The 13,166-nt window shown below is 39.2% G+C and carries 14 protein-coding genes; 9 read left to right on the top strand and 5 right to left on the bottom strand.

The genetic code is table 11. The features are described from left to right. Window positions 1-35: 35 nt before the first annotated feature. The 3 genes from OXIME_RS02100 to OXIME_RS02090 form a co-directional block, all read right to left on the bottom strand. Complete coding sequence (locus OXIME_RS02100) at window positions 36-506, bottom strand: AAA-associated domain-containing protein (protein WP_393971833.1); 471 nt, start codon at window positions 504-506, stop codon at window positions 36-38. Between the two features lie 1,387 nt (window positions 507-1,893). Continuing rightward, the gene (locus OXIME_RS02095; protein ID WP_393971832.1) at window positions 1,894-3,375 is read right to left on the bottom strand and encodes an MFS transporter; all 1,482 of its coding nucleotides are present in this window, start codon (window positions 3,373-3,375) and stop codon (window positions 1,894-1,896) included. A 1-nt stretch (window position 3,376) separates the two neighbouring features. After that, window positions 3,377-3,811, bottom strand: coding sequence for a MarR family winged helix-turn-helix transcriptional regulator (locus OXIME_RS02090; RefSeq protein WP_393971831.1), 435 nt, complete (start codon window positions 3,809-3,811; stop codon window positions 3,377-3,379). A 254-nt stretch (window positions 3,812-4,065) separates the two neighbouring features. Here OXIME_RS02090 and OXIME_RS02085 point away from each other — a divergent pair, with 254 nt between their 5' ends. After that, window positions 4,066-5,091, top strand: coding sequence for a hypothetical protein (locus tag OXIME_RS02085; RefSeq protein ID WP_393971830.1), 1,026 nt, complete (start codon window positions 4,066-4,068; stop codon window positions 5,089-5,091). 56 nt (window positions 5,092-5,147) lie between these two features. Here OXIME_RS02085 and pheT read toward each other — a convergent pair whose 3' ends face one another. Together pheT and OXIME_RS02075 are read right to left on the bottom strand one after the other, a co-directional pair. Continuing rightward, window positions 5,148-6,746 carry a phenylalanine--tRNA ligase subunit beta gene (pheT, locus tag OXIME_RS02080; RefSeq protein ID WP_393971829.1) on the bottom strand — a complete coding sequence of 533 codons (1,599 nt, stop codon included), beginning with the start codon at window positions 6,744-6,746 and terminating at the stop codon, window positions 5,148-5,150. A gap of 27 nt (window positions 6,747-6,773) precedes the next feature. Next, a complete protein-coding gene (locus OXIME_RS02075) occupies window positions 6,774-7,103 on the bottom strand; it encodes a ribbon-helix-helix domain-containing protein (protein WP_393971828.1) in 330 nt (109 codons plus the stop codon). 217 nt (window positions 7,104-7,320) lie between these two features. Between OXIME_RS02075 and OXIME_RS02070 the strand changes: the two genes are divergently transcribed. From OXIME_RS02070 to OXIME_RS02035, 8 genes are all read left to right on the top strand, one after another. Next, entirely contained in the window at window positions 7,321-7,830 is a 510-nt protein-coding gene (locus OXIME_RS02070) for a gamma carbonic anhydrase family protein (protein ID WP_393971827.1), read from the top strand. 174 nt (window positions 7,831-8,004) lie between these two features. Further along, window positions 8,005-8,769, top strand: a complete 765-nt coding sequence (locus tag OXIME_RS02065) for a flagellin (RefSeq protein ID WP_393971826.1) — start codon at window positions 8,005-8,007, stop codon at window positions 8,767-8,769. A 31-nt stretch (window positions 8,770-8,800) separates the two neighbouring features. Beyond that, a complete protein-coding gene (locus tag OXIME_RS02060) occupies window positions 8,801-9,289 on the top strand; it encodes a flagella accessory protein C (RefSeq protein WP_393971825.1) in 489 nt (162 codons plus the stop codon). Continuing rightward, window positions 9,279-9,977, top strand: a complete 699-nt coding sequence (locus OXIME_RS02055) for a FlaD/FlaE family flagellar protein (RefSeq protein WP_393971824.1) — start codon at window positions 9,279-9,281, stop codon at window positions 9,975-9,977. The genes OXIME_RS02060 and OXIME_RS02055 overlap by 11 nt, the downstream gene beginning before the upstream one ends. Beyond that, window positions 9,967-10,386 carry a flagellar protein F gene (locus OXIME_RS02050; RefSeq protein WP_393971823.1) on the top strand — a complete coding sequence of 140 codons (420 nt, stop codon included), beginning with the start codon at window positions 9,967-9,969 and terminating at the stop codon, window positions 10,384-10,386. Before OXIME_RS02055 ends, OXIME_RS02050 begins: the two co-directional genes overlap by 11 nt. After that, entirely contained in the window at window positions 10,386-10,838 is a 453-nt protein-coding gene (locus tag OXIME_RS02045) for a flagellar protein G (RefSeq protein ID WP_393971822.1), read from the top strand. The genes OXIME_RS02050 and OXIME_RS02045 overlap by 1 nt, the downstream gene beginning before the upstream one ends. A 9-nt stretch (window positions 10,839-10,847) precedes the next feature. Further along, entirely contained in the window at window positions 10,848-11,519 is a 672-nt protein-coding gene (locus tag OXIME_RS02040) for an ATPase domain-containing protein (protein ID WP_393971821.1), read from the top strand. Window positions 11,520-11,537: 18 nt separating this feature from the next. Beyond that, window positions 11,538-13,163, top strand: a complete 1,626-nt coding sequence (locus OXIME_RS02035; RefSeq protein ID WP_393971820.1) for a type II/IV secretion system ATPase subunit — start codon at window positions 11,538-11,540, stop codon at window positions 13,161-13,163. Window positions 13,164-13,166: the final 3 nt, after the last annotated feature.

Below are 13,166 nucleotides of genomic sequence, written 5' to 3'. Positions count from 1 at the left end.
GCTCAAAATTTTCAGTTTTCCCTTTGTAAAAATATTTATTCCCTTAGGAACAGTTGGTCTCTATCAACGTCGTAGTCAATGAGTCGCGAATACCTTCCCCAGTTAGTTATCATCCTGAAAGTCGATTCATTGTTGTCCGATGGAAAATTTTCATTTATGAAATCGTAAAGGTCTTCCTTGTTTATCTCCATGTTCTCTTTGTTCCTGAGAAGCGCAATAAGTGAAACAAATGGCTCTACTTTCGTGAGTTGCCTTTTGAGTATCTCTTTTTTCATGTTAACATCTGATTTCTCAAACTCCTTACCCAGAGGTGTCAGCGTAACATCTCCCTTTTCAACATTAATGAAACCTAGAGATTTTCCATCTTCCAAAAGATTCAACAACGTAGTCCTCTCCTCGTCAAGTGAGTCGTCAAGTGTTGCTATATCTACTGATTTTCCCACATCCTCAAGTATTTCCAGCAAGCCCAGTAAATCCCCTACATTTTCGGTTTCGATTAGTTGCATTATGTATACTATTAATCAGTATAGCTGAATAGATATATTCTTTTTCGTTTGACTGCTTTCCGTTAATAAAAACTGAAGAAACTTTAAAACAGATTCCGTAAATTTTATGAATCTAGTATGGTATCTCACATTTCTTGAAAAATCAGATATATATACAACATTATTAACGCAATTAATAATTTCTGGGTATGCAAGCACCGCATATCTAGTTTATCACGCCCATAATAGACAATATTATTTCGTTTGATGACAGAAAGGGAAGCATATTGATAAACAGATGTTGAAGATTCTCATGTTGCTGTAGATATTCAATATATCGTACAAATCAGCCGAAATATTCCTGGAAAATCACAAGGAATATTCCACTATTACAGGTTTAAAGAAATACCAAGTTTCCAAATATTTTCCCAGATCCAGCATGCTGGATCTGCATGCCATAACCAGAAGAATAGCATTCCCTTACTCAATGGAATCACCTGAAGCGATCCATTAATTCATGATACATAAATGCGAGAAACCCGCTGCCTTTAGAAGAGAGACATGGAATAATTAAAAAGATCCAGAATCAGGATGGTCAAAGACCACAAAGGGGTGCTAATATGTCACTGGATGTAGACCAATTCAATAATTGAATGGATTGTCACAAGGGGAAATATTCATGATTCAAAGGTTTCATGCGAAATTATTGATTCAGTCAGGAATTTCTCATATTCTTTCCTATTCAGCCTACGATAAATAATATATATGCGACTATGTGTTTGGGAATACACATTCTATTTCAATAATTGATACCAAAAAAGAAGGAGAAACTTTCTTTCTCGTTTGAATACAAACAGGAAGTGGGCATTGGTCTGAGAAAGGATTATCCTTCCCTATATTCTTTAATATGGTAGATAGATAATAGATAGATAAAAAGTCCTCCATCCTTGAAAAGGCCATGAGAATGTAGAATAACTGATCAAAGAGAAGGAGATCATATGAAAATGCAAATGGCCTTACGGCAATTGCATACAACCTGATGGTTATACCTAACATTGGATTGGCAGAGAGACCGGTAGAGATAATGAAAATTGTCGCATGCTAAAATGTAAGACACCTAAGAATCTTGATTAAAATGAAAATTATGCAGAATTATTTAGTGCAAAAATTATCTGATTACCCTAGAGAAGTTGCTTTCAGATTCGCAGCTTACCCATGGCACCTCAACAGACATAAATTTTTCAGTCGAAATGTATTCCCTTTTCAAGATTCAACAGAGCGACTTTGTGGACATAAATAAGAATAAGGATCTTACATTCATATTCTTACATTCATATAATACCTTACGAAAGTGGACTTCTCTATCAATTTAGATAAAGTTAAAAGTTGAAAATGTGGAATGAAGTTATCATTCCACTGCAGATATGAGATCATCGTTTGATTTCTTTACTCTTGCAGCTTTCCGGTTCCCCAGGACCTCTCTTGCGAATATTATCATGAAGACGGTGGCAAAGAATGATAAAGCACCTAATGCAAAAGCAAAGAAATATGCAGTTTTATCTGGGAATAAAAATGATACTGTTCCGGCTGAACTCTTTACAAAACTTTGTACCACGAATGCTGAAAGCAATGCCCCTGCCACTGGTGCACCTATACTGCTGCCCAGATATCTGAAAGTACTGTTCATAGATGTTGCCAGGCCCATATTTTGTGGTTCCACTGAAAGCACAAGCAGATTTATCAAAGAGGCGTTCATTACTGACATACCGGACCCGATCATAAATTCAAAGACAAGTGTCATAAGGTATCCAGGAGAAGTGGCGATGAGCAGGAAACCTATACCTGTTACGATTGCTCCAACTATGGCAAGAGGTTTAATTCCAATTCTGGAAATTACTTTTCCTGTTAAAACGGCGAAAATAATCATACCTATTGCAAAGGCGACCATTGATAATCCTGTTCCAAGTATAGAAAGTCCAAATCCGAATGGTTTAGGCGTTTCGAATTTGTAGGAAAGAGCTTGCATTGAAAGATACATCCCAAACCCAGCGACTGTCAATGTTATGTTTGAGATAAGGACGTTCCTTTTGGAAAGAAGTTTTATGTCGAATATGGACTCCCCGCCTTTTCTATGGTAATATGATTCGTACATAAACATAGGAACAAAAAGTGCCAGCCCCACGATGGTCATACCCAGAAACAGTGGAGATGTCCATCCCCATGATGAACCCTCAGACAAAGCAAGAACTACCAAGGCCAGTGGAGTTCCCAGCGCCAACGCACCTATGTAATCAACCTTAACGTCAGGTCTCCTGTATTTGGATTCATGAACCTTTACAATGGTGAGTATTGCTAACAGGAATATGAAGGGAATAGCCGTGTGATATGTCCATCTCCACCCAAATTCATTCGAAATCAAAGACCCCAGAGGAAGACTTATTGCAAATCCTGCACCAAACATTCCGCTTATGAGTGCTTGTGCTTTTGGCACCATATCTTTGGGAAATTCCTCCCTTATCAGAGACATTCCAAGAGGCATTATTGTGAGTCCTACCCCCTGTACTGCCCTTGAGGCCACCATAAATGTGAAGTTAGGGGAGAAACCAGTGACGGAAACAGCAATTGCATAGATGATCATCACTATGGACATCATTTTTTTCTTTCCGTAGATATCGGCCAGTTTTCCAACTATAGGACTCAAAGCAACTCCTGTGATTAGATATGTAGAGAGAACCAGACTAACCTGATCTACGGTAATATGAAACCCCTCTGCTATGGATGGAAGAGATGGGGTCAGCATACCTTCTACATACATCACCGCTACTATTATCATGGCAAGCAAAATCATTACAAAATTTGCATATTTTTTATCATATTTCTGTTCTTCCATATTAATCCTCTCTGGTTCTTTCTCTGTTTATAGACTCTGCGATTCTGTCTATGACTTCACAGGCGGCTTCCTGCTTCGAAGGGTCTATTTTTGAAAGTGAAGACATTATTGTTCTCTCAAATTCATCATAAAATGAGAAAAGACCCCTTGCTCTCTCGGTAGCTGTAACCCATATAACACGCCTGTCATTCTCGTCGTATTCTCTCTTCAGAAACCCCTTTCTTTCAAGAGCGCTTACAATATAAGTTATTGATGACTTAGTCTGATTAATTCTCACAGCCAGATCTGTTAACTTCTGAGGACCGCGTTTTGCGATATATGAGATCAAAAACATACCTGAAAATGATATATTCTCGGTCTTTAGCTGTTTTTCTCTGTAAGCCATTATTTCATAAGCCAGGTTTTTAAGAGAACTTATAACCCGTTCTTCAGACATAATACCGATATTAGTTCAAAGTATTTAACTATATTAGTACGATGATTATCCGAAGTATTTAATTATATTATTTGTCAATAGTTATATTCTCTGAATTTTTTTAGATGTTAATATTCGTGAGGGTTAGTGCTCAGTTTTTTCAGCTCCTCAATCGGTAACTTTGAGAATATAACGACAGAAGACTTTACCTTCGAACATTCACTTTGATTATTGGAAAGTGAAGGTTTATCTTTAAATTTTCACTTCTTTTACTGTTGAAAAAGTACTCCCTTGAGAATAAAATAGTAAAACTGGTTTCGGCCCAAAAGGAGCGTGGGATTCTACAGTCAAGGATAGCTAAAGATCTTGGTTATTCCAGATCATATATCTCTGAAAAGCTGAAAAGCATGGTTGAAAGAGGAATTCTGAGAAGAGAACCTGAGAATCCATTCCAATACAGAATTTATATAACGGAGAATGGCAAAAAAAAAGATGTTAGTTTTACTGTTGGATTGCTGATGGCATCTGAGTATATCTTTGCCATTGCTGCCATAAGAAAAGCTGCAAGGAAAGTGGGGGTAAATGCAAAATTTAAAGTTTACAAAAATACGACCAGACTGAATTCCGATGTCATTGCTGGAAAAATACAGGTTATGCTCAGTCCCACCCTGAGTCAGCTGGCTATGTCCCTTTCTTCAGATTCCATAGTCATGATTAAGCCAATCGCTACTGGAGGTAGTTGCATTATAGAGAATACCAGTTCTAAAAATAATTTGAATCTCAGTAGCAGTTCATCAACCATGATCCTTATGATGAAAAAATTGCTTGGAAGATCCAACAACGGCGAGATTAGAAGAATGGATGACGCTTCAAAATCAATAGACCTGGTAAGAAATGGAGATTTCAGGAGAATCGCTATCTGGGAGCCTTACGCTTCCAGTCTACTTCTTGAAAAAAAATGTACTGTCATCGCTTCTTACTCGGATTTACTTGGTGAATTCCCATGCTGTTTTCTTTCTGCAACACATGAATTTTGTCAGAAGGGCGGGAAGACGATATCAGCTATATCTAATTTTTATGACCAACAGAGAGAAAACCATGATCTTTGCAATAGTGATGTCAAATGGGCCATAAGTTTTATATCTCTAAAAACCGGGATTGATGAAAACCTTGTAGAAAAATCACTTGATAATTACAACTTCAAAATCCATTACAGCCATGAAAAATTGCTTTCCTTTATGGAGAATATACGAACCTACATGACAACGGATCAGGCAGAATCATTGCTGGGTAAGGAATGAGGGAATTTAACTGTGTTTCGGCTACATACTTCGCTTTCTGGATTCTTACATTTGAATCAAAGGTAAATTTCAAAAAATGATACGGGATTTTTCAACTGGAATTTTTCGATCAGATTGGGACTTACTTCCCCTATTATTCCTTTTATATTGGAAGCTTCTATTCTCCCTCCTCTTCCTGGTATAATACCTGGGATGTTTTCTGCTGAGACCTTATATGATTCTGTAAAAATTTTCGTAATTAATGTGTCAAGAGCTGATTTAGCATGTGAATAAGATGCATCTGAACTCTCATACATTACACAAAGTTTTGTTCTCTGGACTCCATTTTCAACTACTTCTCCTATCTCAAATATCCTCTGCGGCAATGGCCTTCTTCTGTTTATTGAAAGAAAATTCAGCATTCCGGGATAGAGTCTGTCTCTAATTACTGAAAAGTCAAGACTTTTAGGGTTTAAGACATCAAATCCACTTTTATAATTTTCATCATCGTAGAATGTTTTGGAAGTGACTACAAAGTTCATAACCTCGTTAAAACCCATCGAGATCATAACGTCTCTCACTTTTTCAAGTTTTGAGACTTTTTTAATGCCCTCCCCTATGGTGGTAAGTTTAAGAGGCGTTTCAAGAAGTTTTGAAAAATCTATGGCCTTTCCTATATCTTCAATTATATCAACGGGACCCATAACGTCAATACGATTCCCCGGGACTATTACTTTAAAATGATTAGGACCCTCTTCTGCGGAGTATCCCATTTTACAAAGTGCTTCATATATTGTTTTATCGGACAGTTGGATTCCCAGTACGTTTTTTATTGTGTTTTTGTTCAGATCAATATCTCTGTTTATATAATTCCTGATTTCCCTAAGGACGCCGGAAGCATAACCATTGATTACTGGAAATTCTATACTGTAACCAAGAACTACCATTTCATATATTAACAGCAATGATGCGTTTCTAACCCCAATAAAATCTGTGCCGGTTATGTCTATAAAGAAATTCTCTGTGCCTCCACTCAGCACGGTCCTCCTGCCATTAATTACAGGAGGCATTGAAAGGACTGTGTCCTCGCTATCTTCAATAAAGACTGCGTTAACCCCAGAAGGAATAAGTTTAGAATATTCCTGACCTTTGGGATGTTCTGCCAGTATCTTTCTTGCTGTTCCATTTACCTGTGCATCATAAGTCTCGAAAGTTTTTGTGTCCATATTCTCTGCTTTATAAAGAATTGGAGGGACAATTGCGTCCAGGTTGTGAATTCCAACCGCCACCTTAGCCCTATTTTTACCCAACCCAGTATGTATCCTTTCCTGATAACTTATAAGGGACTTCAATTTTAATCCGATGGGCTTTCCATGAGCCATGAAACCGAAAACAAATGGTCTTATCTTCCTTACTGAAGATAACACTTTGAATTCAATATTAGATTGAATGATATGTATTGTATCGTATTTATGCCCTTCATAGAAACATTCAATTGCACGGTTAATAGAATAAAATGAAAAAAGGTCCTGTCTGTCAGGATTGAATTCAAGCTTTAATTCAGCATCAATTTCCACTGAATAGCCAATTATTCGAGAAAAATTTATTATCTTCTCTATAAATCCCTCGGAAAACTCTTTTTTTATATCCGAGAGAGATTCTCTTAAAACTACCATTAATTAACGGAAGAAAATAAGTGTTAATTATTTAATGTTTTCTTGATTGTTCAACTGATCCAGTTCTTTGCTTACTCTCTGAGCGGTATAGTCTCTAAGGATAACTCTTATGAGATCTTCCAGTGAAATAGCGCTTCCCTGATCTACATCCTTCTCAAGATCCTGAATAATTTTCTTCGGAAGAAGCACGTCCACTTTACTGGTTGGGCCCTTCTTGTAATGCCTTTCGATGAACTCGTCTACAGCCTTCCTGACCACATCCGAGACATTGTCATACTGATAATTCTCAACGAGTTCTTCGAGCTGATTCATTGTATTCTTGGAAATTCTAACGGTAACCCTGTAAGGTACTGACATCTATTTCACCTCTTGATATATAGGATTTTTATTTATTAATCCTACACATGTCAGACGATTTTTTAAAAGCATATAAAGTTTTTTCATTGAAATTTAAATGAGAAAGTGAGAAATTTATCAGATGGTTTTTCTAAAGAACCTCATCTGTTGCATCATAGTTTTCAAACAAGGTAGAATAAACGATCAATGTTTATGAAGAATCAAATTATATGCTTATATGCCCATTAGAATTGGTAAAAATTGTTACATATCGAAAAGCAGCGTACTAATTGGGGATATAGAGATTGGGGATTTCTCCATGGTAATGGAAAACGCGGTGATTAGAGGTGATCTTAACCGAGTCATATTTGGGAATTATAGTAACATACAAGACAATGCCACAATCCATGTCGATTTTAATCATGAAGCAAATATCGGAGATAATGTGTCAATAGGGCACAACGCGGTTGTCCATGGATCCACCATCGAAGATAACGTTATAATCGGCATGGGGGCCATAATAATGAATGGGGCAGTAATAAAAAGCGGTTCAGTTGTTGCCGCAGGAACAGTGGTTACAGAAAATTTTAAAGGTGAAGAGAATGCCCTTATTATTGGAGTTCCCGGGAAAATCAAAAGAACAGGTAACGATCTTCTGGAATATGCAAAACTAAATGCATCTTCCTATCAAAACCTCCGCGTTAATTATCTTGATGGTAAATATGATATAAAATACGGAGGAAGGTGAGTGAGTCATAATATATTACAGCACATTTATAGATGTTTTATTTAGATAACCTACATAGAGAGGTGCACTCATAGTTACACCCTTGCAAATAGCGTTTCTTACATTAATATGAGTAGTGAATTATACAAAAAAGTTATATTAGTATAGTTGAGGTTGCAAGTGCTGAGGTGTCTAATGTATAGAGCCGTATATAGAGGAGTGAAAAAACTCCGAAAGGTATTCAGCCTTAAGGCGGACAATAAGGCTGAAACTGGGATCGGTACCCTGATTATCTTTATAGCCATGGTACTGGTCGCAGCAGTAGCAGCAACCGTATTGATCAACACCGCCGGATCATTACAGCAGAGAGCAACGAGCACTGGGTCTCAGACAACAAACCAGGTTTCCACTGGGTTGATTGTCCAGTCCATATATGGAATGGATAATAACCGGTCGAATCCAGAGTCTGGAAGTTTGAACTGGACAGCAATATATGTGACGTTGAACACTGGAAGTTCTCCTGTGGATTTGTCAAATGTGTCGCTCAGTCTGGAATACCAGGGACAACTGGCATCGCTTAAGTACACACCAGCAACAACAAACGCAAGCTTTGCAGTCGATACTAATGGAACATCCAACGTTTTCAGCGTTCTTAATGCAGGAGTTGGGTATAAGAATAGTACCGCAACATTCAAAAACGTAGAACTAAAGAATGTGACTAAATCTACTAACTTCGCAATAGTGGTAATAAGAGACCCGTCAAACTCGCTGACAAGCTCTCATCCAGTATTGACAACCGGATCTGAAGTTGTTATTTTGGTGAACACATCTGCAGTATTTGGAGGAATGAAACAGGGACAGGCCGTAACTGGACAGATAAACCCTTCAGTAGGGTCACCTGGAATCATACAGTTTACAACACCGTCTGCCTTCACAGAAACAGTGATGGAACTACAATAAATTCCATAACATCGGAGTACAGTGACTAACAATGGGTCTCTTGGATGATATATTTGGAAGGAGGAGAAGAGAGACCACAGGTAACGTGGCTACCCAAAATGTGCCTCAGCAACAACCCCCTGGCCCAAACCAGGGGGCTCCATCCCAATTTGACAGCAAGTTCATAGATGGGGTTAACCAGAGAATAACCTCAACAGAGAACGAGATCAGCAAAATAAACAATGCACTGGATGGTGCAAAAAGGAGTATATCCGATATAAGAACTGAACTGGACGTAATCAAGGAGAATGTTAAAATGGTAGTATCGTTATATGAAATGGTATCCAAGAAATTTAATCCTTTCATGGACACTACTCCCGAAGAGATTAAGGAAATAACTGATGCCCTTCGGGAAGAGATCCATGAGGTTGAGCTTCTTGTGAGATCAGCCATTAATGATCTCCGTGAACTATACGGGACCCCTGATGTAGACGGTTTGGTATCGGAGATAGAGCCGGAGGTAGACGAAGATGATCAGTGAATCACTAAAGGGATACTTGCAGAGCAAACTGGACTCTGCTGATAAGTCCATACCAAAATTTGTAATAGAAGAGCTGAGACAAAAAGTTCTCAATTCACCAACTAAGTTCTCTAAATCCGACATAGAAACCCTCTTTAACAATCTGCAACAGAGATACAGTGAAGGCAAGGAAAATTCGCTTCTTGGAAAGGTTGATACCCTGTTCAAGGAGATTACAAACGTAGAAAGAATGCTTTCAGGAGACACAAACAGAAAAAAACCTGCAGAAGAAGGCGAAGGCGAAGACCAGCAGTCTTTAAGGAACAGAAACGTATGGAGAACCCACAGGAAGTCCAAGCTTGAAGCTATTGGAGACGATGTCATTTCGTTGATGGTAGCCTTGAGATGGCTGGAATTCCTACTGGATAACTACGGTCCTGAGAATACCATAGACATACTGGACTATTACGAGAGTATCGGGTGGATCTCATCTAACGTAAAGGAACAGATGATTAAATTCACCAAGATGACGGGAATAATAACCCCAGTCCAGGAGTACAAAATAAAGACGACAATTCAGGACCACATCGTGACAATGCTCTTCATAGAAAAATTAAATGGCGGAGAAATCAGCAGAGACATTGTTGAGTCCTTGGAGAGGGAGTTTAGAACTCTTAAAAAGGGAGTTGACGAACTGTATGGGATTTAGTTACGTGGCAGCTGTGGCAATTCTGCTCAGCTCTTCCCTTATTTTTTTCGGGATAATTTATTCAGATTATGTTCATTCAGAAACACAACTTAGCAATGCCCAGAATGACCAGAACAGGCAAATGTACGATTACATAAATTCAAAGGTCAAGATAACCGGATACGACGTGTCGCCTTATAATTCGGTTTATAACGTGACGATCAACATGACAAATACAGGCAGCATATCACTGGATTTGATGAATTCGAATCTGCTGCTGAACGGAAGTTTGGAGAACTTCAGTTACAGTGCTGAATATCTGCTTCCAATGGCAAACGGAAGCGTATCTTTCCAGACGACTGCTGGAAATTACCAGGTGGAGATAGCATTCAACACCGGCTACAATGTAATTACGGAGGTAAAGGTTTAATGGCTTCAATAGCAACATCAGAAATGATAATGTTCATCGCGACGATGGTCCTGACAGCTTCAGTTGTAGGTGTACTGGGAGGCGAAACACTACATCTTTCCAACAGTCTGACAGATTCCTCGGCAAGCGCATCCACCCAGATACAGACAGATTTCAAGATTATAAACGATCCATCTCAGATCCCAAAAGACAAGGGATACGTTTTCTATGTAAAGAATACAGGTCAGGTTGGCTTTGACTTTACAAATAATACGGTGAGTACAATAATCAACGGGTCCATAGTTACAGGGGGCTATATAAGCTATATCACCCCCGCGGGATCTAATGGTGAGTTGATGCCGTCGCAAGTTGGAACCATAGTAGTTAATGTGACCCTGTCCCCCGGATATCACACAATCGTCATAACACTCAACGACGGGGTTACACAGCAAATGGTATTTGAAATAGATTAGTGATCTAAAATGTTCCTTAATTTCACCATCGAGGGGGATGAACTCGACAGAAGAATGGGAGGAGGCCTTTACGTGGGCCAGATTGTCACAATAATAGGTGGCAACGGGGAAGGTAAAACTCTCCTGTCTCTGAGACTATCATACGGGGTGATGAAACATGGGACAGAAATAGCCTACATATCAACACAGTTCCCAATAAGGGAATTTGTTTCAGAGGCGGAAGCCCTTGGGTATTCACTCTTCAACCCAATTCTATCCGGTCAGGTCTCTTACATAACCACTGTTTTCCTTTTGAGGAAAAGCAGAAGATCAACAGTTGACGAGATGCTTAACAATGAGGGGATAAAGGAGAAACAGATGGTTTTGATAGATTCGTTCAAGAAGGATATATTCAGAGATTTCAACTTATCAGACTTCTTCTCCAAGCTCAGGAAGTTCTCGGAGGGGAGGGTGGTTATACTTACTGTGAACCCACAGGACTTTACAAATGAAGAGCTGACAATGATAAAGCAACTTTCCACTACAATAATCAACCTCACATCAAAAGACCTTGCGGGGGAGAGGAAACATATCATTGACCTGATGAAATATCCAATGGCGATGAAATCGTTCCAGCAGGCAATACCGTTCAGGATAGAGCCTGGGCGTGGACTCATAGTGGAAATATCAAGTGTATCATGATCAAAATGAGGTAATAAAATGGCAGAGATGATAATATCAGACAGTCTGGAAGTGGCACAGGGTCGGAACCCTCATTTGAAGGCATATCTTGACAGGTACAGGGCTAATACACAGAGAACACCAACTTTTATTCCTGTTCCTGACAATTCACTGAGAGATTTGGCATCCATTGATATCATTTATCCAGTGGGAGATCCAATATTTATCCATATCAACCTAGATGAATTCGGGGAGAAAACTTACACTCCAATTGAACCTAATTTAACAGATGAGGAGGACCATTTCATGGATGAGGTGTTAAACCTAATACTGGCAGTTGCGGCTGACTATCCTCCTCCTGAGAACGACGAAGTGCTGGAAAGTAATCTGGACGAGATTTACAAAAAGAAAGTATCCCTAGGAACGGCGAACAAGATAAAGGGAACGTCTGCGACGGTGACACCGGAACTAAATTCAAGACTCCTTTACAATCTTAAGAAAAATGTTATGGGGTTGGGGCCAATAGAGCCACTTATCATGGATTCAAATATAGAAGATATAAGCGGGATAGGGGCTTTTGATATATTCATAGTTCACAAAATCTTTGGAACATTAAGAACCAGAATCACCTTTGGAAATAATGATAAACTGTCTCTTTACAGTAAAAGGCTTAGTGAAAGAGTAGGAAGGCCAGTGAGTGATAAGACCCCCATAGTCGATGCAACCCTTCCAGATGGATCAAGGCTTTCAATTGTTTACAGCAGTGACGTTTCGGCAAGAGGTCCCAGTTTCACAATCAGGAAATTTGCAGATATTCCCATAAGTATGGTGCAGCTTGTGAAGTATAATACATTGTCTGCAGAGGAGGCAGCCTATCTCTGGCTTGCACTGGAATACGGGCAGAGTATATTCGTCTGCGGAGAAACAGCCAGTGGAAAAACTACTGTTATTAATGCTATGATTCCATTCATAAGGCCTGAATCCAAGATATTCAGTGCTGAGGATACACCGGAAATAAGAGCTCCGCAACCTGCATGGCAGCAGCTTGTAACAAGGGAAAGGGGAGCTGAAGATAGCAGAGTTACCCTTTATGATCTCTTAAGGACGGCCTTAAGATCAAGACCTAACTACATAATTGTTGGAGAAATCAGGGGTGCTGAAGGTGCAATGGCGTTTCAGGCAATGCAGACAGGCCATCCCGTCCTTTCAACATTCCATGCATCATCGGTTAAGAAGATGATACAGAGGTTCACAGGAACGCCCATAAACATACCTGTCACCTTCATGGATAACTTGAACATCGCACTAATACAGCAGGCTGTTTATGTCAACGGAAGGTTTCTGAGGCGTACCACAAGCATAAATGAGATTGAGGGGTATTTTGAGGAGCTTGGAGGTGTTTCAACCAAGCAGGTGTTTCAGTGGGACCCAACTACAGATCAGCATGTGTTTAGAGGGTTAAATAACAGCTACATTCTTGAAAAAAGAATAGCCCAGACGGCGGGGATGAGGGATCCAAAGGCCATATACGATGAATTGTTCAAGAGGACTCGAATAATTGAGGGTCTGATCAGAAAGAACGTGAATTCGTATTATGATGTCTTCAATATCACAAAAACGTTCTATATCAAGGGAGAAGGCGCCATTTCAGCGCTTTATGGATGATTT

This window comes from Oxyplasma meridianum (assembly GCF_038024865.1).
Taxonomy (GTDB): Archaea; Thermoplasmatota; Thermoplasmata; order Thermoplasmatales; family Thermoplasmataceae; genus Oxyplasma; species Oxyplasma meridianum.
This window is presented reverse-complemented; position numbering and strand designations above follow the sequence as displayed.

Bases quoted from the DNA above. Each gene is read 5' to 3' on its own strand.
- OXIME_RS02050 (WP_393971823.1), top strand. From the start codon at position 9,967: ATGGGATTTAGTTACGTGGCAGCTGTGGCAATTCTGCTCAGCTCTTCC.
- OXIME_RS02095 (WP_393971832.1), bottom strand. From the start codon at position 3,375: ATGGAAGAACAGAAATATGATAAAAAATATGCAAATTTTGTAATGATT.
- OXIME_RS02065 (WP_393971826.1), top strand. From the start codon at position 8,005: ATGTATAGAGCCGTATATAGAGGAGTGAAAAAACTCCGAAAGGTATTC.
- OXIME_RS02100 (WP_393971833.1), bottom strand. From the start codon at position 506: ATGCAACTAATCGAAACCGAAAATGTAGGGGATTTACTGGGCTTGCTG.
- OXIME_RS02040 (WP_393971821.1), top strand. From the start codon at position 10,848: ATGTTCCTTAATTTCACCATCGAGGGGGATGAACTCGACAGAAGAATG.
- pheT (WP_393971829.1), bottom strand. From the start codon at position 6,746: ATGGTAGTTTTAAGAGAATCTCTCTCGGATATAAAAAAAGAGTTTTCC.
- OXIME_RS02035 (WP_393971820.1), top strand. From the start codon at position 11,538: ATGGCAGAGATGATAATATCAGACAGTCTGGAAGTGGCACAGGGTCGG.
- OXIME_RS02060 (WP_393971825.1), top strand. From the start codon at position 8,801: ATGGGTCTCTTGGATGATATATTTGGAAGGAGGAGAAGAGAGACCACA.
- OXIME_RS02045 (WP_393971822.1), top strand. From the start codon at position 10,386: ATGGCTTCAATAGCAACATCAGAAATGATAATGTTCATCGCGACGATG.
- OXIME_RS02090 (WP_393971831.1), bottom strand. From the start codon at position 3,811: ATGTCTGAAGAACGGGTTATAAGTTCTCTTAAAAACCTGGCTTATGAA.
- OXIME_RS02075 (WP_393971828.1), bottom strand. From the start codon at position 7,103: ATGTCAGTACCTTACAGGGTTACCGTTAGAATTTCCAAGAATACAATG.
- OXIME_RS02070 (WP_393971827.1), top strand. From the start codon at position 7,321: ATGCCCATTAGAATTGGTAAAAATTGTTACATATCGAAAAGCAGCGTA.
- OXIME_RS02055 (WP_393971824.1), top strand. From the start codon at position 9,279: ATGATCAGTGAATCACTAAAGGGATACTTGCAGAGCAAACTGGACTCT.